The 21,365-nt window shown below is 65.9% G+C and carries 25 protein-coding genes; 21 read left to right on the forward strand and 4 right to left on the reverse strand.

The window, feature by feature from the left end:
• Positions 1-37: 37 nt before the first annotated feature.
• On the reverse strand, positions 38-877 hold the full coding sequence (gene asd / locus DWG20_RS06670; RefSeq protein ID WP_115433074.1) for an archaetidylserine decarboxylase: 840 nt from the start codon (positions 875-877) through the stop codon (positions 38-40).
• 186 nt (positions 878-1,063) lie between these two features.
• Here asd and pssA point away from each other — a divergent pair, with 186 nt between their 5' ends.
• Positions 1,064-1,825: a CDP-diacylglycerol--serine O-phosphatidyltransferase gene (pssA, locus tag DWG20_RS06675; RefSeq protein ID WP_115433075.1), complete on the forward strand. Its 762-nt coding sequence runs from the start codon at positions 1,064-1,066 to the stop codon at positions 1,823-1,825.
• A gap of 132 nt (positions 1,826-1,957) precedes the next feature.
• Positions 1,958-3,751, forward strand: a complete 1,794-nt coding sequence (locus tag DWG20_RS06680) for a 2-isopropylmalate synthase (RefSeq protein WP_115433076.1) — start codon at positions 1,958-1,960, stop codon at positions 3,749-3,751.
• A 170-nt stretch (positions 3,752-3,921) separates the two neighbouring features.
• On the opposite strand, the gene DWG20_RS06685 is transcribed toward DWG20_RS06680, so the two are convergent.
• Positions 3,922-4,380 (reverse strand): hypothetical protein, encoded by a 459-nt coding sequence (locus tag DWG20_RS06685; protein ID WP_115433077.1) that lies wholly within the window; start codon positions 4,378-4,380, stop codon positions 3,922-3,924.
• Between the two features lie 108 nt (positions 4,381-4,488).
• On the opposite strand from DWG20_RS06685, the gene bioD reads away from it, so the two are divergent.
• Both bioD and DWG20_RS06695 read left to right on the forward strand, forming a co-directional pair.
• Positions 4,489-5,115 carry a dethiobiotin synthase gene (gene bioD / locus DWG20_RS06690; RefSeq protein WP_115433078.1) on the forward strand — a complete coding sequence of 209 codons (627 nt, stop codon included), beginning with the start codon at positions 4,489-4,491 and terminating at the stop codon, positions 5,113-5,115.
• A 521-nt stretch (positions 5,116-5,636) separates the two neighbouring features.
• On the forward strand, positions 5,637-6,209 hold the full coding sequence (locus DWG20_RS06695; protein WP_115433079.1) for a xanthine phosphoribosyltransferase: 573 nt from the start codon (positions 5,637-5,639) through the stop codon (positions 6,207-6,209).
• A 63-nt stretch (positions 6,210-6,272) separates the two neighbouring features.
• On the opposite strand, the gene DWG20_RS06700 is transcribed toward DWG20_RS06695, so the two are convergent.
• On the reverse strand, positions 6,273-6,593 hold the full coding sequence (locus DWG20_RS06700; protein ID WP_147289926.1) for a hypothetical protein: 321 nt from the start codon (positions 6,591-6,593) through the stop codon (positions 6,273-6,275).
• A gap of 219 nt (positions 6,594-6,812) precedes the next feature.
• Here DWG20_RS06700 and coxB point away from each other — a divergent pair, with 219 nt between their 5' ends.
• The 5 genes from coxB to DWG20_RS06725 all read left to right on the forward strand — a co-directional run bounded on the left by coxB (position 6,813) and on the right by DWG20_RS06725 (position 11,305).
• Positions 6,813-7,931: a cytochrome c oxidase subunit II gene (gene coxB / locus DWG20_RS06705; protein WP_115433081.1), complete on the forward strand. Its 1,119-nt coding sequence runs from the start codon at positions 6,813-6,815 to the stop codon at positions 7,929-7,931.
• A gap of 92 nt (positions 7,932-8,023) precedes the next feature.
• Complete coding sequence (gene ctaD / locus DWG20_RS06710; protein ID WP_115433082.1) at positions 8,024-9,652, forward strand: cytochrome c oxidase subunit I; 1,629 nt, start codon at positions 8,024-8,026, stop codon at positions 9,650-9,652.
• A 10-nt stretch (positions 9,653-9,662) separates the two neighbouring features.
• Positions 9,663-10,217: a cytochrome c oxidase assembly protein gene (locus tag DWG20_RS06715; RefSeq protein WP_115433083.1), complete on the forward strand. Its 555-nt coding sequence runs from the start codon at positions 9,663-9,665 to the stop codon at positions 10,215-10,217.
• A gap of 2 nt (positions 10,218-10,219) precedes the next feature.
• A complete protein-coding gene (locus DWG20_RS06720; protein WP_115433084.1) occupies positions 10,220-10,393 on the forward strand; it encodes a DUF2970 domain-containing protein in 174 nt (57 codons plus the stop codon).
• Between the two features lie 57 nt (positions 10,394-10,450).
• Positions 10,451-11,305: a cytochrome c oxidase subunit 3 gene (locus tag DWG20_RS06725; RefSeq protein ID WP_115433085.1), complete on the forward strand. Its 855-nt coding sequence runs from the start codon at positions 10,451-10,453 to the stop codon at positions 11,303-11,305.
• Here the strand turns inward: DWG20_RS06725 and DWG20_RS06730 are convergent.
• A complete protein-coding gene (locus DWG20_RS06730; protein WP_115433086.1) occupies positions 11,300-11,497 on the reverse strand; it encodes a DUF2909 domain-containing protein in 198 nt (65 codons plus the stop codon). The genes DWG20_RS06725 and DWG20_RS06730 overlap by 6 nt on opposite strands.
• Between DWG20_RS06730 and DWG20_RS06735 the strand changes: the two genes are divergently transcribed.
• The 12 genes from DWG20_RS06735 (at position 11,463) to hisA (ending at position 21,359) form a co-directional block, all read left to right on the forward strand.
• Entirely contained in the window at positions 11,463-12,347 is an 885-nt protein-coding gene (locus DWG20_RS06735) for an SURF1 family protein (protein ID WP_115433087.1), read from the forward strand. The two genes, DWG20_RS06730 and DWG20_RS06735, sit on opposite strands and share 35 nt — an antisense overlap.
• Complete coding sequence (locus DWG20_RS06740; RefSeq protein ID WP_115433088.1) at positions 12,334-12,828, forward strand: hypothetical protein; 495 nt, start codon at positions 12,334-12,336, stop codon at positions 12,826-12,828. Before DWG20_RS06735 ends, DWG20_RS06740 begins: the two co-directional genes overlap by 14 nt.
• A 55-nt stretch (positions 12,829-12,883) precedes the next feature.
• Positions 12,884-13,888: a COX15/CtaA family protein gene (locus DWG20_RS06745; RefSeq protein WP_245944790.1), complete on the forward strand. Its 1,005-nt coding sequence runs from the start codon at positions 12,884-12,886 to the stop codon at positions 13,886-13,888.
• On the forward strand, positions 13,885-14,790 hold the full coding sequence (locus DWG20_RS06750; protein WP_115433089.1) for a heme o synthase: 906 nt from the start codon (positions 13,885-13,887) through the stop codon (positions 14,788-14,790). The genes DWG20_RS06745 and DWG20_RS06750 overlap by 4 nt, the downstream gene beginning before the upstream one ends.
• On the forward strand, positions 14,790-15,374 hold the full coding sequence (locus tag DWG20_RS06755) for an SCO family protein (RefSeq protein WP_115433090.1): 585 nt from the start codon (positions 14,790-14,792) through the stop codon (positions 15,372-15,374). The genes DWG20_RS06750 and DWG20_RS06755 overlap by 1 nt, the downstream gene beginning before the upstream one ends.
• 62 nt (positions 15,375-15,436) lie before the next feature.
• Positions 15,437-16,183: a flagellar brake protein gene (locus DWG20_RS06760; protein ID WP_245944791.1), complete on the forward strand. Its 747-nt coding sequence runs from the start codon at positions 15,437-15,439 to the stop codon at positions 16,181-16,183.
• A gap of 21 nt (positions 16,184-16,204) precedes the next feature.
• Entirely contained in the window at positions 16,205-16,846 is a 642-nt protein-coding gene (gene hisG / locus DWG20_RS06765) for an ATP phosphoribosyltransferase (protein WP_115433092.1), read from the forward strand.
• Between the two features lie 28 nt (positions 16,847-16,874).
• Positions 16,875-18,167 carry a histidinol dehydrogenase gene (gene hisD / locus DWG20_RS06770; RefSeq protein WP_115433093.1) on the forward strand — a complete coding sequence of 431 codons (1,293 nt, stop codon included), beginning with the start codon at positions 16,875-16,877 and terminating at the stop codon, positions 18,165-18,167.
• A 123-nt stretch (positions 18,168-18,290) separates the two neighbouring features.
• Entirely contained in the window at positions 18,291-19,358 is a 1,068-nt protein-coding gene (gene hisC, locus DWG20_RS06775) for a histidinol-phosphate transaminase (RefSeq protein WP_115433094.1), read from the forward strand.
• Positions 19,359-19,360: 2 nt separating this feature from the next.
• Positions 19,361-19,954 (forward strand): imidazoleglycerol-phosphate dehydratase HisB, encoded by a 594-nt coding sequence (gene hisB, locus DWG20_RS06780; RefSeq protein WP_181880988.1) that lies wholly within the window; start codon positions 19,361-19,363, stop codon positions 19,952-19,954.
• Positions 19,951-20,592, forward strand: a complete 642-nt coding sequence (gene hisH / locus DWG20_RS06785; RefSeq protein WP_115433096.1) for an imidazole glycerol phosphate synthase subunit HisH — start codon at positions 19,951-19,953, stop codon at positions 20,590-20,592. The genes hisB and hisH overlap by 4 nt, the downstream gene beginning before the upstream one ends.
• A gap of 23 nt (positions 20,593-20,615) precedes the next feature.
• The gene (hisA, locus tag DWG20_RS06790; RefSeq protein WP_115433097.1) at positions 20,616-21,359 is read left to right on the forward strand and encodes a 1-(5-phosphoribosyl)-5-[(5-phosphoribosylamino)methylideneamino]imidazole-4-carboxamide isomerase; all 744 of its coding nucleotides are present in this window, start codon (positions 20,616-20,618) and stop codon (positions 21,357-21,359) included.
• Positions 21,360-21,365 lie beyond the last annotated feature (6 nt).

The following is a 21,365-nucleotide window of genomic DNA, read 5'->3' on the forward strand; positions in this document are numbered from 1 at the left end:
TCCCGGCTTTTTTATGGCGCCATAGCCGTTGTGCGGCTCAGTTGGCCATCGCCTCGCCCATGCGCACCGCGCACGCCGGCGCCCAGTCGGCGTTGAACTGCAGCGGACCGTCCGGGAACAGCAGCACCACGGTAGAGCCGAGCAAGAAGCGCCCCATCTCCTCGCCCTGTTTCAGGGTGATGTTCTGATCGCGATAGTCCCAGTGGCGCACGCTGGCGCTGCGCGGCGGGTTGACCACACCGTGCCACACCGTCTCCATACTGCCGACGATGGTGGCGCCAACCAGCACCAGGGCGAACGGCCCGTGCGGCGAGTCGAAGTGGCAGACCACGCGCTCGTTACGCGCGAACAGGTCGTCGACGCCGCATGCGGTGGCCGGGTTGACCGAGTACAGTTCGCCCGGCACGTAGCTCATCTGCAGTAGGCGCCCGTCGCACGGCATGTGGATGCGGTGGTAATCGCGCGGGCTGAGGTAGATGGTGGCGAACAGGCCGTCGTCGAACTGGCGCGCCAGCGTGGCGCCGCCGGCCAGCAATGCGCTGCTGCTGTAGGACTTGCCCTTGGCCTGGAAGATCTGGTCGCGCTCGATGCGGCCGAACTGACTGATCGCGCCGTCCACCGGACAGACCAGCTGCGCCGCCGCCAGAGGGCGCACGCCGGGCTGCAGCGCGCGGGTAAAGAATTCATTGAAGCTGGCGTAGGCGCTGGGCTCGTGCGTCGCCGCCTCCGCCATGTTGACGTCGTAGCGGGCGATGAAGCGGCGTATCATCCACTGCGTCAGCGCGCCGGCGCGCTGACGCGCGACAAAGCCGAACAGGCGGGTGATCAGGAGCTTGGGCAGCAGGTGCTGCAGCTGGACGAAGAGACGCTCGGACAAGGGCGGTTCCCAGGGGTTCGGTCAAAATAGCGAATTATAGCCTATCCGCCTGTCGGCTGCGCTGGGCGCACTGGCGCGGCGGACAAGGCGTTGCGCGCCCGCCGCGCCGCTCGCGTTACAATAGCCGGCTTGTTGATACCAACCGCAACGGTGCCGTGGCGCCGTTGTCTTCTGCGGAAAGTGAAGATGCAGACTCCTGACACCCTCAGCCCGGAAAAGCTGACGCTCCGGCGCCAGGGCATTTACCTGTTGCCCAACCTGTTCACCCTCGCCGCGCTGTTCGCCGGCTTCTACGCGGTGGTGCAGGGCATGAACAAGAACTTCGAATACGCCGCGGTCGCGATCTTCGTCGCGATGATCCTCGACGGCCTGGACGGCCGCGTCGCGCGCATGACGCATACGCAGAGCGCGTTCGGTGCCGAGTTCGACAGTCTTTCCGACATGGTCAGCTTCGGCGTCGCGCCGGCGCTGGTCACCTACGAGTGGATGCTCAAGGGGCTCGGCAAACTGGGCTGGATGGTCGCCTTCATCTATTGCGCGTGCGCCGCGTTGCGGCTGGCGCGCTTCAACACCATGATCGGCATCGCCGACAAGCGCTGGTTCATCGGCATGCCGAGCCCGGCCGCGGCCGCGCTGGTCGCGGGTCTCGTGTGGATCTGTCACGAGTACGGCTACAACGACATCGCGATCCTGCCGTGGCTCGCGCTCGGCTTCACCGCGTTCGCCGGCGTCTCGATGGTGACCAACGTGCGCTTCTGGAGCTTCAAGGAGCTGCACGTGCGCCGCAAGGTGCCGTTCGTCGCCTTGCTCCTGGTCGTCGCCGTGATCCTGGTGCTCGCGTCCAAGCCGGCGCTGGTGCTGTTCGGCTTCTTCGTCTGCTATGGCGCGTCCGGTTACGTGCTGTCGCTGTGGAATTTCGCACACCGCGGACGCCAGTCGGTGCCGTGATTGGACATTAAGTAGAATATTACGTCCAAAAAGAGACGACCGCGTATGCGGCCGTCTCTTTTTTTGTCAAAAACGTTTGACGGCCTGTCTAATTATTCGTAATCTGGTTTCAACAAAACACAGGAGTGAGCCGTGCAATTGGACATCGACAAGCTGGTCGCGGATTTTGGCGGGCCGGGTGCCCTCGCCGACGCGTTGAACGCGGCGTTTCCCGACGAGCCGGTGTCGCGCGCGGCGATCTACAAGTGGCGCGAGCGCGGCACCTTGCCGCTGACGCAGCTGAACAAGCTGGCGCAACTGGCCGCGAGCCAGGGACGAGCGTTCGACTTCAATACCTACCTGACAGGTGCCGCGACGACGGCGACCGCGACCGAGAGAGAGCCCGCCATGAGCGACCGTTTGTACATTTTCGACACCACTTTGCGCGACGGCGAGCAGTCGCCGGGCGCCGCGATGACCAAGGAAGAGAAGGTACGCATCGCGCGTCAGCTGGAAAAACTTGGCGTCGACATCATCGAGGCGGGTTTTGCCGCGGCGAGCCCGGGCGACGCCGACGCGATCCGCGCGGTGGCCGAAGTGGTGAAGGAGTCGACCGTCTGTAGCCTGGCGCGCGCCAACGAGCGCGACATCCGCGCCGCCGGCGAGGCAATCAAGCCGGCCGCGCGCGGCCGCATCCACACCTTCATCGCGACCAGTGCTATCCACATGGAGCACAAGCTGCGCATGAGCCCGGACCAGGTCGTCGACGCGGCGGTGAAGGCGGTGAAGATCGCCCGCGAATACACCGACGACGTCGAGTTCTCGGCCGAGGACGCGCTGCGTTCCGACATCGATTTCCTCGCCCGCGTGTTCGGCGCGGTGATCGAGGCCGGCGCGACCACGCTGAACGTGCCGGACACCGTCGGTTACGCGGTGCCGAAGAAGACCGAGGCCTTCTTCCGCGAACTGATCGCCAAGACGCCGGGTAGCGACAAGGTGATCTGGTCGGCGCACTGCCACAACGACCTCGGCATGGCGGTCGCCAACTCGCTGGCGGCGGTGCTCGGCGGCGCGCGCCAGGTCGAGTGCACGATCAACGGCCTGGGCGAACGCGCGGGCAACGCGGCGATGGAAGAGATCGTGATGGCGGTGAAGACGCGCCACGACATCTTCAACGTCGACACCCGCGTCGACACGACGCAGATCGTGCCGAGCTCGAAGCTGGTGTCGACCATCACCGGCTACCCGGTGCAGCCGAACAAGGCGATCGTCGGCGCGAACGCGTTCGCGCACGAGTCGGGCATCCACCAGGACGGCGTGCTCAAGCACCGTGAGACCTACGAGATCATGAGCGCCGAGTCGGTCGGTTGGTCGGCCAACCGCCTGACGCTGGGCAAGCTGTCCGGCCGCAACGCCTTTCGCACCAAGTTGGCCGAGCTCGGCATCACGCTCTCCAGCGAGGAAGCGCTGAACGCCGCGTTCGCCCGCTTCAAGGAGCTCGCCGACAAGAAACGCGAGATCTTCGACGAAGACCTGCACGCGCTCGTGTCCGACGAGATGATTTCCATCGAGCAGGAACACTACAAGTTCGTGTCGCTGAAGGTCGCGACCGAGACCGGCGAGCCGCCGCGCGCCGAGATCGTGTTCGCCGACAGCGGCAGCGAGAAGCGCGCGTTGTCCGAAGGCTCCGGCCCGGTCGACGCCGCGTTCAAGGCGATCGAATCGGTGGTCGGCAGCGGCGCCGAACTCGAACTGTATTCGGTGAACGCGATCACCAAGGGCACCGAATCGCAAGGCGAAGTCACGGTGCGCCTGGCCAAGGACGGCCGCATCGTGAACGGCCAGGGTGCCGACACCGACATCATCGTCGCATCGGCCAAGGCCTACCTGTCCGCCCTCAACAAACTGGCGGGCGAGGCGCGGGTCAATCCGCAAACCCAGGTTTAAGCGTCTACCCACGCCGCCAATCTGACACAGCCGCCGTTCCGCGTGCGATCCGCCGGGGCGGCCAGGGCAGTGCCCACAAGGCGCTGCCCTTCAGTGCGTCTGCGTCCTGCCGGCAAAAACAAAGCCCACCGCGTGATCAGGTGGGCTTTGTCGTTTGTGCGAGTGTCAGATCAGCCGGGTAGCGCAGGGTTGGCCGAGCCTGGCGTGCCTTCGATTACGCGGCGGTATTCGGCCATCTTCACCCAGTGGATGATCCACAGCACGATGGCCGGGATCAGCGCGATCAGGTTGATGAAGGGAATCATCAGCAGCACGAGGCTGATAACGAAGCCGATGGTCAGGCTGAAGCCGCCGTCGCCCGGCAGGCGGCGCTCGGCCAGGTCCTTTTTCAGGCTGGATGACAGCAGGATCGCGTAGACGCAGAACCAGACCGTGCCCAGTACCGGCACCAGCGACAGCCAGACGAGCCCGCCGGCAAAGGCGCGATTGCGCTCGGAGACCGCGTTCATCGTCTTTTGCAGCGTAAAATAGTAGAAGAAGGCCGGGATCAGCGCGAGAAGCGCGATGAACAGGATGGCGCCGAGTCCGAAGCCGGCGGTCAGCGAATCGAAGGTGCTTTGTTCGTACATGGTGGCAGATCCAAGATTGAAACAGGGGTGTCGCCAAGGTACGCGATGGATTTGCCATTGTCATTACGGCGCGCGCCCGCTTGAGTGGGCAAAACAGGGAAGACAGCGATGGCTCAGGGTTATTTCATCACCGGTACCGATACCGAGATCGGCAAGACGCACAGCGCGGTGAAACTGGTCGAATTGTGGCGGCGCGACGGCAAGCGCGTGGCGGCGATGAAGCCGGTCGCGTCCGGCTGCGAGGTGCTGCCCGACGGGCGCTGGCTGAACGACGACGTAGAACGGCTGGTGGCCGCTACCGGCCAGACCGACCGCGACGCGATGAACCCCTACCGCTTCCTGCCGCCGGTGTCGCCGCATATCGCCGCGCGCGAGGCGGGGGTGAAGATCTCGCTCGACGTGATCGCTGAACATTACGATAAGTTGGCCGAGGGGGCCGACGTGGTGCTGGTCGAAGGCGCCGGCGGCTGGCTCGCGCCGCTGTCCGACACGCTGTTCATGGCCGACCTCGCCGCCCGGCTCGAGCTGCCGGTGATCCTGGTGGTCGGCATGCGTCTGGGCTGCATCAACCACGCGCTGTTGACGGCGCGCGCGATCGAGGCGTCCGGGCAGACGCTGGCAGGCTGGGTCGCCAACCGCGTGGTGCCCGATCAAGCGGCTTACGCCGACAACCTGTCGACGCTCAAACGCCACATCACCGCGCCGCTGCTGCTCGAGATTCCCCACGCCGGCTGATCGTCGTGGTGCCGATTGCCGGCGGCCGTTCTTGCGGCATAGGGCTCGGCCAACCTTGGTTGGTGCGGTCGCATTGAGCCAGCCGTGTCCGTTCGTTGCGCTATCTGCCGCCATCGAATGGCTCCTCCCGAGCACTCGGTATCGTAGGGGGGGCCTCGTCAGGACGCGTTTCAGTGTGAAGTCATAGCGGTCATCGCCGTATATATCTTCAGATGAAGATATATGGAGTGAGGGGTGTCTCTCTGTGATTACGGCGGCAGGCGGGTGGCGAAAGCGCTTTCGATTTGCCGCTTATCCTATTGAGTTTCTTGCCAATAGGCCTTCAATCGCTTGGCGTGACGTCGCTGCCGGCGTGCCCGTGAGAAAGCTTGGCCGAGCCCTTGTGCGGGGGCGAAAGAAAGATATGAGCGTCAAAAAAAGTATCTTTATATAAAGATATTAGCCGTTATCCGCGGCCGACAGCGCGGCAAGCCTTTGTTACAATTCAGCTTTGACCGACAGCCCTCCTTCTTCCCACCGCCATGAACGAACTCAAGCAGAAAATCCTGACCGACGGCCGTTTGCTCGACGGTTATATCCTCAAGGTCGATAACTTCCTCAACCACCAGCTGGACGTCGGACTGCTCGAGCGCGTGGGGGAGGCGTTCGCCGAGCGTTTCGCCGGCGTCAAGATCGACAAGATTCTCACCATCGAGGCGTCGGGCATCGCGGTCGCCTGTATGGCGGCGCGTCACTTCGGCTACCCGCCGGTGGTGTTCGCCAAGAAGACGCAGAGCCTCAATATGGACCCGGACGCGTACGAGGTCGAAGTGTTCTCATATACCAAGCAGACGACCTATAAGGTCCGCGTGTCGCGCCGTTACCTGTCGGCCGGAGAGAAGGTGCTGATCATCGACGACTTCCTCGCCAACGGCCACGCGGCGCGCGGTCTGATCGACATCGTGCGCCAGGCCGGTGCCGAGCCGGTCGGCCTCGGTATCGTGATCGAGAAAGGTTTCCAGGACGGCCGCAAGGTCGTCGAGGACGCCGGTGTGCGCCTCGAGTCGCTGGCCATCCTCAAATCGTTCGAAGGCGGCAAGGTCAACTTCGCCTGATCGCGGCGCTCTTGTCAGCAAAAAACGGCACCCCTGGGTGCCGTTTTTTGTTGTCTGCCTGGCTCATTGTCCGGGCTGGACGCGGAACACTTCGCGGCCGCCCACCGAGCCGACCAGCGGGTTGCCGGTGCCGGCGGGCGAGTTGACGTCGCCGCTCATCACCGCCGGCTCGCCGCTGCGCGTGGTGCCGCTGCAATTGACGATGCCGGCGTTCGGTTCGAGCACTTGGCACTGCAGCAGGCCGTCGAGCGGGTAGCCCGCCTGTTCGAACCATTTGGCGCCGTAGCCGCCGGCGTTCTTGGCGGTGGTGGAGGACATCATGCTCGCACAGCCGGCAAGCAGCGCAAGGCTCGCTCCCAGTGCGACGAGAAGGCGTGGGGTCATGGTGGTCTCCGGTTCGCTAGGCAGGGTGTCGATCGATCAGAAAGACCGGCCATCGATCATTGGACGGTGGATTGCTGCATCGCAACACGATGACGGCTTGTTTTATAGCGCTTAAAGCCTAGTATCAGAACAGCCCGTCGTCATTATGGTTGTCATGAACGGGCAATGCGGCGGTCGGGTTGGGCCCGCTTGGGCCTCTCTAAAAAGCGGGGGAAGCCCATGTCTTTTCTGCGTGTCTCCACTATAGCGCTGCTCGCGTCGCCGCTGGTTGCGCGGGCGTCGCAGCTCAACCTCCAGACGCCGGTCACCGATACCGCGCGCGAGGTATACGACCTCCATACCCTGCTTCTCGTCGTCACCGCCGCGATCTTCGTGGTCGTGTTCTCGGTGATGTTTTACGCCTTGTTCAAGCATCGCAAGGCGGCCGGCCACCAGGCGCGCCTGTTCCACGAAAATACCACCGTCGAAATCATCTGGACGGTCATTCCCTTCCTGATTCTGGCCGGCATGGCTTGGCCGGCGACCCGCGTCATCCTCGAGCAAAAGAGCACGCGCGGCGAAGACATGACCATCAAGGTCACCGGCTATCAGTGGAAGTGGCGCTACGACTACCTCGATGCCAACTTCGGCTTCGTCAGTCATCTGGCCACCCCGAACGCCGCGATCGCCAACGACGGCGCCAAGGGCGAGCACTACCTACTGGAAGTGGACGAGCCGCTCGTGGTGCCGACCGGCCGCAAGGTGCGCTTGCTGATTACCGCCAACGACGTGATCCATGCGTGGTGGGTGCCGGCGCTCGGCGTGAAGCAGGACGCGGTACCCGGCTTCGTGCGCGACGCCTGGTTCAAGGTCGACCAGCCCGGCGTCTATCGCGGCCAGTGCGCCGAACTGTGCGGCAAGGATCACGGCTTCATGCCCATCGTGGTCGACGCGCGTTCGCCGGCCGACTACGACAAGTGGCTTGCCGCCAAGAAGGCCGCCGCCGCGGCCAACGTCGATGACCCGAACAAGGTGTGGACCTTGGCCGACCTAAATGCGCGCGGTGAGAAGGTCTACCAGCAAAACTGCGTCGCCTGCCACTTGGCGAACGGGCAGGGGGTGCCGGGGGCGTTCCCGGCGCTGGCCGCCTCGAAGATCGCTACCGGCGACATCGCGGCGCATATCGGCATCGTGCTTCACGGCAGCAAGAAGAATCCGGCGATGGCGGCCTGGGGGACTCAGCTGTCCGACACCGACCTCGCCGCGGTCATCACCTACGAGCGCAACGCGTGGGGCAACAACACCGGCCAGGCCGTCCAGCCCAAGGACGTGAAGGCCGCGCGCGGCGCCAAGAGCTAGGCGTGGCGTGCGACCGGACTCGGCCAATCAGCGCTGATATCCAGCAGAACCCGGGCCTGCCGGCCCTTAGAAGCGGCTTCGAGGAGTGATCTATGGCGATCGTTACCGATACCGAGCACGGCCACGCTGGCCACGAGCGCCCGACGGGCTGGGCACGCTGGCTGACGGCCACCAACCACAAGGATATCGGTACGCTCTATCTGTGGTTCTCGTTCGTGATGTTCCTGACCGGCGGCGTGATGGCGCTAGGCATCCGTGCGGAACTGTTCCAGCCGGGGCTGCAGTTCTGGCAACCCGAGCTTTTCAACCAGCTGACCACGCAGCATGGCCTGATCATGGTGTTCGGCGCGATCATGCCGGCCTTCACCGGCATGGCCAACTGGATGCTGCCCTTGATGATAGGCGCGCCGGACATGGCTTTCGCGCGCATGAACAACTGGAGCTTCTGGCTGCTGCCGCCGGCGGCGCTGCTCCTGATCATCTCCTTCCTGGTGCCCGGCGGCGCCGCCTCGGCCGGTTGGACGCTGTACGCGCCGCTGTCGACACAGATGGGCATGGGGATGGACTTCACCATCTTCGCGATCCACATCATGGGCATCAGTTCGATCATGGGGTCGATCAACATCATCGTCACCATCCTCAACCTGCGCGCGCCGGGGATGACGATGGCGAAGATGCCGATGTTCGCGTGGGCGTCGCTGATCACCGCCTACCTGATCATCGCGGTGATGCCGGTGCTCGCCGGCGTGGTGACGATGGTGCTGACCGACCGTCACTTCGGCACCCACTTCTTCAACGCGGCCGGCGGCGGCGACCCGGTGCTCTACCAGCACGTGTTCTGGTTCTTCGGCCACCCCGAGGTCTACATCATGGCGCTGCCGGCCTTCGGCATCGTCAGCCACATCCTGCCGACCTTCGCGCGCAAGCCGCTGTTCGGCTATGCGTCGATGGTCTATGCGACGAGTTCGATCGCGCTGCTGTCGTTCATGGTCTGGGCGCACCACATGTTCACCACTGGCATGCCGGCGACCGCGCAACTGTTCTTCATGTACGCGACGATGTTGATCGCGGTGCCGACCGGCGTGAAGGTGTTCAACTGGATCGCCACGCTGTGGCAGGGCAGCATCAGCTTCGAGACGCCGATGCTGTTCGCGATCGGCTTTGTCTGCCTGTTCACCGTCGGCGGGCTGTCGGGGGTGACGCTGAGCATCGCCGCGGTCGACATCCAGCTGCAGGACACCTACTACGTCGTCGCGCACTTCCACTATGTGCTCGTCGCCGGCGCCTTGTTCAGCCTGTTCGCCGCCGTTTACTACTGGTTCCCGAAGATGACCGGGCGGATGTACAACGAGAAGCTCGGCAAGCTGCACTTCTGGTGGTCGCTCGTGTGGTTCAACGTCACCTTCTTCCCGATGCATTTCCTGGGGCTGGCCGGCATGCCGCGCCGCATTCCTGACTACGCGCTGCAGTTCACCTCGTTCAACGAGGTCGCTAGCGTCGGCTCGTTCTGCTTCGGCCTCGGCCAGCTCATCTTCCTCTTCAATATGCTCTGGAGCATCAGGAAGGGCGAGCCGGCGCCGGCCAAGCCGTGGGAGGGCGCCGACACGCTCGAATGGCAGATCCCCTCGCCCGCGCCTTACCACAGCTTTGCCGAGGCGCCCGAACTCGAGGTCGGCGAAAACGGCGCGATCCGCGGCATGAAGGGTGGAGCGCACCACTGAGGAGAAGGCCATGTACGCCGACAGGCAACGCTCGGCCAACCTGGCCCTGCTGAAAAAACTCGCGGTGATCGCGCTCTTGATGTTCGGATTCGCCTGGGGGCTGATCCCGATGTACCGCGTGATCTGCGAGGTGACCGGCATCAACCAGCTGGTGCGCGCCGACGAGGTGTCGAAGCCCGCCCCCGGCGCGGCGGTCTCCGAGGTCGCGATGACCTTCGACGCCACCGTCCAGCCCGGCCTGCCGTGGCAGGTACGGCCGCTGACGACGCACTTGAGTGCCAGGCCGGGAGAGTTCGTGAAGGTGACCTACGAGATCACCAACGCCAGCCCGCGATCGGTCGTCGGCCAGGCGCTGCCGCGTTATCTGCCGGCGGCGGCGGGCGAGTATGTGAAGAAACTCGACTGTTTCTGCTTCAGGCAGCAGGCGTTCGCACCGGGCGAGCGACGAAGCTTTCCGGTGGTGTTCGTGATCGATCCTCGGCTGCCCGAATCGGTGCGCGAGATCACGCTGTCGTACACGGTGTTCGACGTGCCGGGCAAGGACGTGCAAGGGAAGGCAGGCTAGCGATGGCGCTGTGGGCGGCGTTCAAGGCGGTGGTGTCGGCGGCTTTCGGCGTGCGCCGTGGCGCGGCGGCGCGCGAGGACGTGAAACTGAAACCGCTGCAGGTGATCGTTGCCGCGCTGATCGCGGCGGGGCTGTTCGTCGGGGCGCTGCTGTTGCTGGTGAACTGGATCAGTTGAAGCGAACAAGGTTGGCCGAGCCCGAAACCGGGCGGTCCGCATGAAGGAGGAGGGCGTATGCAAGGCACCCCGCAAACCCATTATTTCGTGCCTAACCCATCGTACTGGCCGATCGTCGGCGCGGTGGCGCTGTTCTGCCTCGGTCTCGGGGCCGCGCTCGCGGTCAACGGCGTAGCGCTCGGCGGTGGCATGCTGGTCACGGGCGCGAGCATCCTCGCCTACATGCTGTTCGGCTGGTTCGGCGACGTGATCCGCGAGAGTCTCGCTGGCCGCTACCACGGCAAGGAAGACCACTCGTTCCGCTGGGGCATGGGCTGGTTCATCTTTTCCGAGGTGATGTTCTTCGCCGCCTTCTTCGGCGTGCTGTTCTACGTGCGCGTGATCTCGGTGCCCGAACTCGGCGACTTCGAACACAAACTGCTCTACCCTGACTTCGAGGCCGCGTGGCCGCTGTCGACCGGGCCGGGCATTACCGAGCGTTACGAGGCGATGTCGGTCTGGGGCTTGCCGGCGATCAACACGCTGATCCTGTTGTCGTCCGGCGTGACGGTGACGTTTGCGCACTGGGGCCTGGTGAAGGGCCGCCGTAGCCAGCTCGCCGCGGGACTCTTCGCGACGGTGCTGCTCGGTACGAGCTTCCTGTTTTTCCAGGCCTGGGAATACGCTCATGCCGTGCACGAACTCAAGCTGACGTCCGCGTCGGGCGCCTACGGCATGACCTTCTACATGCTGACCGGCTTCCACGGCATGCACGTGCTGCTCGGGACCATCATCCTCGCCGTCGTGTGGCTGCGCGTGCTCAAGGGGCACTTCAACCCCGAACACCATTTCGCTTTCGAAGCCGCCGCGTGGTACTGGCACTTCGTCGACGTGGTGTGGCTGTTGCTGTTCGTGTTCGTGTACTGGCTATAGGCCGTGCGGCGCCCACCAGCCTAGCGCCATGCCGGCGATGAGCAGGCAGAACAGCCCGAGCGACAGCCCGATACGCAGCGTCAGCGCCCGCACCGCGCGCGGCGAGCCGGGCCGGCCGCGCAAGACCCCGACAAGCCCCCACAGCAGGGTGGTCACGATGGCAAGCAGCAAGAACCCGATCAATCCCTTCATCACGCATCCTTTCGCACGACCGGTGTCGCTTCAGTGTAGAGCGCCCGGCCGCGCGGTGTTGTCGTTCAACCCGTTCGGCAAGCGGCGGCGCAACGCGATTCGCAAGGCGCGCCCCGCAACGGCGCCGCGCGATGCGGCAGGTGGCGGCTCGGAGCGGCAAATCGCGGGGCCGCATCTTGTGCCTGCCCGGCCGCAACGCCGCTCGCTCATCGGCTTGTGGCTATTGGCCCTGCTGCCGTTCGCTTTGGCGGTGTGGCAGTGGCAGCGCGGAGAATCGCGCGCCACCGTCCTCGCGAGCTACGAGGCCGCCACGCGCGCGCCGGCCGGGGCGCTTCCCTCCGACCTGCAACAGCGGCCCGACTATCGGCGCGTGACCGTTGCCGGTCGACCGGCAGGCGCACCCTTGTGGCTGGCAAACGCGTGGCTGGGTCGCGAGGCGGGGGTGCGCCAGTTCCAGCCGTTGGGGCTCGCCGACGGCAGCGTGATCCTGATCGAACTCGGCTGGCTGCCGGCGAACGCGCCGCACCGCACCATCGCCCTGCCCGATACGCCGCTGACCGGCCGCTGGATGCCGCTACCGGCCCGCTACACCTTGCCCGGCGCGCGCATCGTGAACAGCGGCGTGACCGATGCGATCGACCCGGCAACGTTGGCCGAGGGGTTCGGCCAGTCCTTGCGCGCAGGGGTCGTCGCGCTCGAGAGTCCGCCCGCGCCGCTGAAGGCATGGCCGACGCGGCCGTCCTTCGAGCCCGACCGGCATTATGCGTATGCGTTGCAGTGGCTGCTGATTGGGTTATGTCTGATAGTAGGGTGCATCGCGCTGGGGAGGCGTCGCAATGAGTCTGCGTAATCTGGCCCGTTTGAAACTGCTGCTGCTGGCGCTGTTCTGCGCGAGCCCGGTACTGGGGGCGTGGGTGGCCTATCAGGCACGCCTGCCCGAACAGGGCAGGACCGTCGGCACGTTGCTGCCGACCCGGCCTTTCGCTGCAGCGTCGGTCGGGGGCTGGCCGCAGGGCAAGTGGGTGCTGGCGGTGGTCGAGCACGGTGAGTGCGGCACCGTCTGCCAAGGCAGGCTGTTCGCCACGCATCAATGGCAGGCGGCGCAGGGTGAAGCGACCGAACGCTTGCGCCGCGTGCTGCTCACGCCACAGGGCGGGGCCGCGCTCGACGGCGTGCCGCGCTTGAGCCTGGGCGATGCCAAGGTCGACGATGGCGTGTATCTGATCGACCCGCTCGGCAACCAGGTGATGTTCTACGCCGACAACGCGCTGCCGACGCAGGTCATCCGCGAGGTGGCGCGCATTCTGAAGACCAATAACGGCCTGGGTTGAACGATCCGGGCCCGTAGGCCAACGTTGGCCGAGCCTTGCGCTAAGGGGGAGTCCGATGCGAGTGCAACGTGGATTGTGGCTGGCGCTGTTGCTGGCCGTGATCGTGGTGCCACTGGGCGCTTACGTGCGCCTGTCCGACGCGGGTCTCGGCTGTCCCGACTGGCCGGGTTGCTACGGCAAGCCGTCGCCGCTCGCCGCCGCCGCCGACATCGCCCGCGCGATGACGCTCGATCCGGACGGGCCGGTCAGTCACGCCAAGGCGTGGAAGGAAATGGTCCACCGCTACCTCGCCGCCGGCCTCGGCCTCGTCATCCTGATCGCGACCGCGATCGCTTTCAAGGTGCGCCGCGATCGTCTTCCGGCGAGTCTGCTGCTCGCGCTGGTCGTGTTCCAAGGCCTGCTCGGCATGTGGACAGTCACGCTGCTCCTGAAGCCGGCTATCGTCACCGGCCACCTGCTCGGCGGGATGTCGCTGATCGCGGCACTCGCGTGGTGGGTGTCGCGCGGACGGCTCGCGCCGGTGGCGACGTCCCGGAGCTTCAGCATCGCCTGCGGGATCCTGATCGCGCTGGTGTTCGGCCAGATCGCGCTCGGCGGCTGGGTGTCGACGCATTACGCGGCACTGGCCTGCCAGGGTTTTCCGAGCTGCAACGGCGAGCTGGTGCCGTCCGCGATGCGTTTCGACGGTGCGTTTCACGGTCTGCGCAACATCGGCGAAGCGGCCAGCGGCGCACCGCTCGATATCGAACAGCTTGTGGCGATCCACTGGACGCACCGTCTCGGCGCGCTGTTGCTGTCCGTCGCCGTGCTCGGCGTGAGCGCCTGGGGCTGGCGCTGGCCGGCCTTGCGCGGCCGTCTCGTCTGCTTGCTGGTCGCGTGGCTCGCGCAGGCCGCGATCGGCGTCGGCAACGTGCTGATGCAGCTGCCGCTGCCCTTGGCGGTGGCGCACAACGCCGGCGCGTTGTTGTTGCTGGTCGCGACGGTGAGGCTCGCCGCAAGCTTGGACGCCGTGCCGGCATCGGCGCGGTCTGCGTGGGAATGGAAAGGGGAATCGAGATGAGCGTGATGATCGTAGAGACAGCCCGCCACCCGCACGCCTGGCGCGCGCTGTGGCCGCTCGCCAAGCCTAAGGTGGTGCTCTTGATCGTGTTCTGCGCGGTGATCGGCATGTGCCTCGCGAGCCCCGGCTTGCCTCCGCTGTCGCTGCTGGTGCCGGCGACGCTCGGCATCGCGCTGGTGGCGGGCGCGGCGGCGATGGTCAACTGCCTCGTAGAGCGCACCGCCGACGCGCTGATGCGCCGCACCGCCCACCGCGCGACCGCGCGCGGCGAGGTGAGCACCGCGTTCACGCTTGCGGTGGCGCTCGCGGCAGGCGGCCTCGGCATGCTGCTGCTCGTCGTCTACGTGAACGCGCTGACCGCGTGGCTGACGCTCGCCACCTTCGTCGGCTACGCGCTCGTCTATACGCTGCTGCTCAAGCCCAATACGCCGCAGAACATCGTGATCGGCGGCGCGAGCGGCGCGATGCCGCCGATACTCGGCTGGGCGGCGGTCACCGGCGACATCGGCGTGCCGGCGCTGGCGCTGTTCCTGATCATCTACGCGTGGACGCCGCCGCACTTCTGGGCGCTGGCGCTCTACCGCCGAGACGACTACGCGCGCGCCGGCCTGCCGATGCTGCCGGTCACCCACGGCGAGCGCTTCACCACGCTGTCGATCCTGCTCTACAGCTGGCTTTTGGCCGGCATCAGCCTGCTGCCGGTGGCGATAGCGCACAGCGGTGCGCTTTACCTGGCAGTCGCGCTGCTGCTGAACGCGCGCTTCCTCTACCTTGCCGCCCGACTGCATCGTCAGTATGCTGACCCGCTCGCGCGGCGCACCTTCGTCTGGTCGATCTGGTACCTGACCTGGCTGTTCGCCGCCTTGCTCGTCGACCACTACTGGCAGGTTCCGCTTTCCTGATGCGCGCGCTGATCGTTTTCTTCGTCGCCGGCCTGTTCGCCTTCGCGCTGGCCGCCTGTTCGCCCGACGAGCCCCGGCTCGACCTCAAGGGCACCGACATCACCGGCGCCGGCTTCGGCGGCGACTTCACGCTGACCGACCAGCACGGCAAGCAGCGCAGCCTGTCCGAATTCAAGGGCAAGGCGGTGGCGCTGTTCTTCGGCTACACGCACTGCCCCGACGTCTGTCCGACGACGATGGCCGAGTTCGCGGCAGCCCGCCAGTCCATGGGCGAGGCCGCCAAGTCGGTGCGGGTGCTGTTCGTTACCGTCGACCCGGAGCGCGACACCGTCAAGGTGCTCGCCGACTATGTGCCGCACTTCGACCCGAGCTTTCTCGGTCTGACCGGAACGCCCGCCGAGGTCAAGACGGTGACCGAGCGCTTCAAGGTCGTCGCGCAGAAACAGGGCGCCGGCGCCGACTACACGGTCGACCACAGCGCCGGTTCCTACCTGTTCGGCAAGGACGGCCGGCTGCGCGTCTATGAGCCCTACGGTACCCCCTCCGCGGCACTCGCCCACGATCTGCAACAGCTATTACGCTAAACCGGCGGCGCTTACGTTAAACTAGCAGGGTTGAACCACCGTGCCCCCGAAAGTCCAGTATCGTGAGTGAAGCGAGCCGCCCCGACGCCGCGGGCAACCTCGACCTGGCCAGGTATACCCTGACCGCGCGGGTAGAAATCGCCCATCATCTGAGAGCCATCGCCCAGGCCGGGCCGATGGTGACCGTGTTTTCCAATCGAGGTCGCACCTTCATCCTCACGCGTTTTCTCGAGGTCGATGCCAAGGCCGGCGTGCTGATCTTCGACTGGGGCAGCAATCCGGATACCAACCGGCAGATGCTCGAGAGCGAGCGCAATGTGTTCGTCTGCTCGCCGGACGGGGTGAAGACGCAGTTCGTCACCGGCGCCGCGCGCGAGGTCGAATACGAGGGCCGGCAGGCGTTCGAAGCCGACCTGCCCGAGCAGGTGGTCAAGCTGCAGCGGCGCGAGTACTTCCGCATCCAGACGCCGGTCATCAACCCGCTCGTCTGTCTGATCGACGACTTCCCGGAAGGGCCGATCGAGCTGCCGCTCTACGACATCAGCCTGGGCGGCATCGCCTTGTGGCTGCCGACCGCCTCCGCGCCCGGCTTCGAGCTCGGCCAACGTTACGAGCGCTGCCGTATCGAACTGCCGGGCATCGGGTCTCTGAACGTGGCGCTCGAAGTGCGCCACCACCTGACGGTGCAGCAGCGCAACGGCAACGAGGCGAAGCGCGTCGGTTGCTACTTCCTCAACCTGAGGCCGGCGATGGAAAACCTGGTGCAACGCTACGTGGCGCAGCTCGAACGCGAGCGCCGTGCGCGTTGACCGCAAGACACGAATAGAACCATGACACTGACTATCGCGCTCTCGAAAGGGCGCATCTTCGAAGAAACCGTCCCGCTGCTCGCCGCGGCGGGCATCGTGCCGGCCGAAGCGCCGGAATCGTCGCGCAAGCTGATCATCGGCACCAACCGTCCCGATGTGCAGCTGGTGATCGTGCGCGCGTCCGACGTGCCGACCTATGTGCAGTACGGCGCGGCCGACCTGGGCATCGCCGGCCGCGACGTGCTGATCGAGCACGGCGGCGTCGGCCTCTACCAGCCGCTCGACCTCAATATCGCCAAGTGCAGGATGATGGTCGCGGTGCCCGAGGGCTTCGACTACGAAGACGCGGTGCGCCACGGCGCGCGCCTGAAGGTCGCGACCAAATACCCACAGATCGCGCGCGAGCACTTCGCCGAGAAGGGTGTGCACGTCGACATCATCAAGCTGTACGGCTCGATGGAACTCGCGCCCTTGGTCGGCCTCGCCGACGCCATCGTCGACCTGGTGTCGACCGGTGGCACGCTGAAGGCCAACAAGCTCACCGCGGTCGAGCATATCCTCGACATCAGCTCGCGCCTGATCGTCAACCAGGCCGCGCTCAAGCTCAAGTACCCGACGATCCAGCCGGTGCTGGACGCCTTCGCCGGTGCCGTGCCGGCCTGACCGAATCCATCTCAAGCGGGACGCGCATATGCAACGCCTCTCTACCTCGCAAGCCGACTTCGAGGCTCGCCTGAAGGCTCTCCTCGCCTTCGAAACCGCGCAGGACCCGGCGGTCGACGCCACCGTCGCGGCGATCTGCGACGACGTGAAAACGCGCGGCGACGCCGCCGTCGTCGAATACACCAACCGTTTCGACCGTATGAGTTCGGCTAACATGGCCGAACTGACGCTGTCGCGCGAAGAACTGAAGGCCGCCTACGAGCGCCTCGATGCGGCGGTGCGCGACGCGCTCGAAGTGGCCGCCCAGCGCGTGCGCCGCTACCACGAGAAGCAGCTGTCGACCTCGTGGAGCTATGAGGAAGAGGACGGCACCCTGCTCGGCCAACAGGTGACCGCGCTCGACCGCGTCGGCATCTACGTGCCGGGCGGCAAGGCGGCGTATCCGAGTTCGGTGCTGATGAACGCGATGCCGGCCAAGGTCGCCGGCGTCGGCGAGATCATCATGGTGGTGCCGACGCCTGACGGCGAGAAGAACGACCTGGTGCTCGCCGCTGCGTATATCGCCGGCGTCGACAAGGTGTTCACCGCCGGCGGCGCACAAGCGGTGGCCGCGCTCGCCTACGGCACCGAGACCGTGCCGCAGGTCGACAAGATCACCGGGCCGGGCAACGCCTACGTCGCGGCCGCGAAGCGCCGCGTGTTCGGCGTGGTCGGCATCGACATGGTCGCCGGCCCGTCGGAAATCCTCGTCGTGTGCGACGGCGACACCGATCCGGACTGGATCGCGATGGACCTGTTTTCCCAGGCCGAACACGACGAGATCGCGCAGGCGATCCTGCTCGCGCCGTCGGAGGCATTCCTGGACCAGGTTCAGGCCAGCATCGCCAAGCTGCTGCCGGCCATGCCGCGCCGCGCCATCATCGAGGCGAGCCTCACCAACCGCGGCGCGCTGATCGCGGTGAAGGATCTGGACGAGGCCTGTGACATCGCAAACTACATCGCGCCGGAGCACCTCGAGCTGTCAGTCGCCGAACCGGAAGCGTGGCTGCCGAAACTCAAGCACGCCGGCGCCATCTTCATGGGGCGCTTCACGTCGGAAAGCTTGGGCGACTACTGCGCCGGCCCGAACCACGTGCTGCCGACCAGCCGCACCGCGCGCTTCGCGAGCCCGCTCGGCGTGTACGACTTCCAGAAGCGTACCAGCCTGATCCGCGTGTCCGAAGCCGGCGCGCAGACGCTCGGTCGCGTCGCGAGTCTGCTCGCGCACGGCGAAGGGTTGACCGCTCATGCGAAGAGCGCCGAGATGCGGCTAAAGGACTGAAAAACCGGCTTGATTGCCGGCACGACTAGCCCTGAACGGCCGGGTCGCGTACGATCTGTCAGACAATCTCGGCCAAGCTTGTTGCGCTTGGCCCGACGCCCGACTCGGCCGAATGAAAGCACGATGAAACAGTCCGTAGAACAACTGGTCCGCCCGGAAATCCAGGCGATCGGCGCCTATCACGTGGCCGACGCGGCCGGCCTGATCAAGCTCGACGCGATGGAGAACCCGTACCGCCTTCCGGCCGCGCTGTCGGACGAACTGGCGGCAAGGTTGGCCGAGGTCGCGATCAACCGCTATCCCGACCCGTCGGGCGGCGGGCTGAAGGACGAACTCAAGGCGGCATTCGGCATTCCCGCCGCGGCCGAGGTGCTGCTCGGCAACGGTTCGGACGAGCTGATCACGCTGATCACGCAGGCGCTGGCTCGTCCCGGCGCCAAGCTGATGGCGCTCGAGCCGTCGTTCGTCATGTACAAGATGAACGCGCTGTTGTCGGGGCTAGCCTACGTCGGCGTACCGCTGACGGCCGACTTCGACATCGACCTGCCGGCGACGCTCGCCGCGATCGAGCAACACCAACCGGCGGTGCTGTTCATCGCCTACCCGAACAACCCGACCGGCAACCGCTATCCGCGCGATGCGGTCGAGGCGTTGATCGCCGCCGCGCCGGGCCTGGTCGTCGTCGACGAGGCCTACCAGGCGTTCGCCGACGACAGCTTCATGTCCGAGGCCGGCACGCGCGACAACCTGCTGGTGATGCGCACGCTGTCGAAGATCGGTCTGGCCGGTATCCGCCTCGGCTACGCGGCGACGTCGAGCGCGTGGGCGACGGAACTCGACAAGGTCCGCCCGCCGTACAACGTCAACGTGCTGACGCAGGCGGCCGCGCGCTTCGCGCTCGAACACCGCGCGGTATTCGACGGGCAGGCCGTAACGCTGCGCGCCGAGCGCGCGAGGTTGGCCGAGGCCCTCGCCGCGCAGCCGGGCTTTAGCGTTTATCCGTCGGAGGCCAACTTCGTCACCGCTCGCGTGCCCGACGCGCAGGCGCTGTTCGCCGGTCTGAAGGCCGCCGGCATCCTGATCAAGAACCTCAACGGCGCGCACCCGCTGCTCGAGAACTGCCTGCGTTTCACCGTCGGCACGCCCGAGGAAAACGGCGCGGTGCTCGCCGCGCTCGCCCAACTGAAATAATCATGCGCACCGCTACCGTCACCCGCAACACGCTGGAAACCCAGATCACCGCGTCGATCAACCTCGACGGCACCGGCAAGAGCCGCTTCGACACCGGCGTGCCCTTCCTCGACCACATGATGGACCAGATCGCCCGCCACGGCCTGATCGACATCGACATCGTCGCCAACGGCGACCTGCACATCGACGCGCACCATACCGTCGAAGACATCGGCATCACGCTCGGCCAGGCGTTCGCCAAGGCGGTCGGCGACAAGAAGGGCATCCGCCGCTACGGCCACGCCTACGTGCCACTCGACGAGGCCTTGAGCCGCGTCGTGATCGACCTGTCCGGCCGCCCGGGTCTGCAGTACCACATCGACTTCACGCGCGCCGCGATCGGCGGCTTCGACGTCGACCTGTTCAGCGAATTCTTCCACGGCTTCGTCAACCACAGCATGGTGTCGCTGCACATCGACAACCTGCGCGGCGTGAACAGCCACCATCAGGCCGAGACGGTGTTCAAGGCCTTCGGCCGCGCGCTTCGCATGGCGGTCGAGTTCGACGAACGCATGGCCGGCGTGACGCCGTCCACCAAGGGGACGCTGACCGCATGAGAGTCGCCGTGATCGACTACGGCATGGGCAATCTCCATTCCGTGCTCAAGTCCATCGAAGCCGTCAACGACGTCGGCGCCGAGATCTTTCTCAGCCGCGACCCGGACGCCATCGTCAAGGCCGACAAGGTCGTGTTCCCCGGCCAGGGCGCGATGCCCGACTGCATGCGCGAACTGAACGGCTACGGCCTCGCCGACGCGGTGCGCGAAACGACGCAGAGCAAGCCGTTTTTCGGCATCTGCGTCGGCGCGCAGCTGCTGTTCGACGAGAGTGAAGAAGGCCCGACGCAGGGCCTCGGCCTGTTCCCGGGCAAGGTCGTGCGCTTCGAGAACGGCCTCACCGACGAGCACGGCGACCGCCTGAAGGTGCCGCACATGGGCTGGAACCGCGTGTTTCGCACCCGCGAGCACCCGCTGTTCGCCGGCGTCGAAGACGGCGAGCGCTTCTATTTCGTGCACAGCTACCGATTTGCCCCGGCCGATCCGGCCCTGACCCTGGCCGAGAGCGAATACCCGGACCGTTTCGCCTGCATCGTCGGGCGCGACAACGTGTTCGCTACCCAGTTCCACACCGAAAAGAGCCACCGCGCGGGACTTCAGATGATGAAGAACTTCCTCGCCTGGGACGGCGCTGTTTAACCCTCGTTCGACGACTACGCACCATGCTGCTGATCCCTGCTATCGACCTTAAAGACGGTCAATGTGTCCGCCTCAAGCAAGGCGTGATGGACGACGCCACCGTATTCTCCGACGATCCGGTCAAGGTCGCGCTGCACTGGCGCGACCAGGGCGCGCGCCGCCTGCACCTCGTCGACTTGAACGGTGCCTTCGCCGGCAAGCCGAAGAACCTGCCCGTGATCCGCGACATCCTCGCCGAGGTCGGCGACGACATGCCGGTCCAGCTCGGCGGCGGCATCCGCGACCTCGAAACCATCGAGGCCTACCTCGACATGGGCCTGAAGTACGTGATCATCGGCACCGCCGCGGTGAAGAACCCCGGTTTCCTGCACGACGCGTGCGACGCGTTCCCGGGCCAGGTGATCGTCGGCCTCGACGCCAAGGACGGCATGGTCGCGATCGACGGCTGGGCCAAGGTCACCAACCACAACGTCGTCGAGATGGCCCGCCGCTTCCAGGACTACGGCGTGGCGTCGGTGATCTACACCGACATCGGCCGCGACGGCATGATGAACGGCGTCAACATCGACGCGACCGTCAAGCTCGCGCAGGCGCTGACCATCCCGGTGATCGCGTCGGGTGGGCTGACCAACCTCGACGACGTGCGCGGCCTGTGCGCGGTCGAGGCCGAGGGCATCGAAGGCGCGATCACCGGCCGCGCGATCTACGAAGGCAGCATCCAGTTCGCCGAAGCGCAGTCGCTCGCCGACGAACTGTCGGCCGACTAAGGCCGC

Origin of the sequence: Crenobacter cavernae (genome assembly GCF_003355495.1) — a bacterium.
Lineage (GTDB): Bacteria > Pseudomonadota > Gammaproteobacteria > Burkholderiales > Chromobacteriaceae > Crenobacter > Crenobacter cavernae.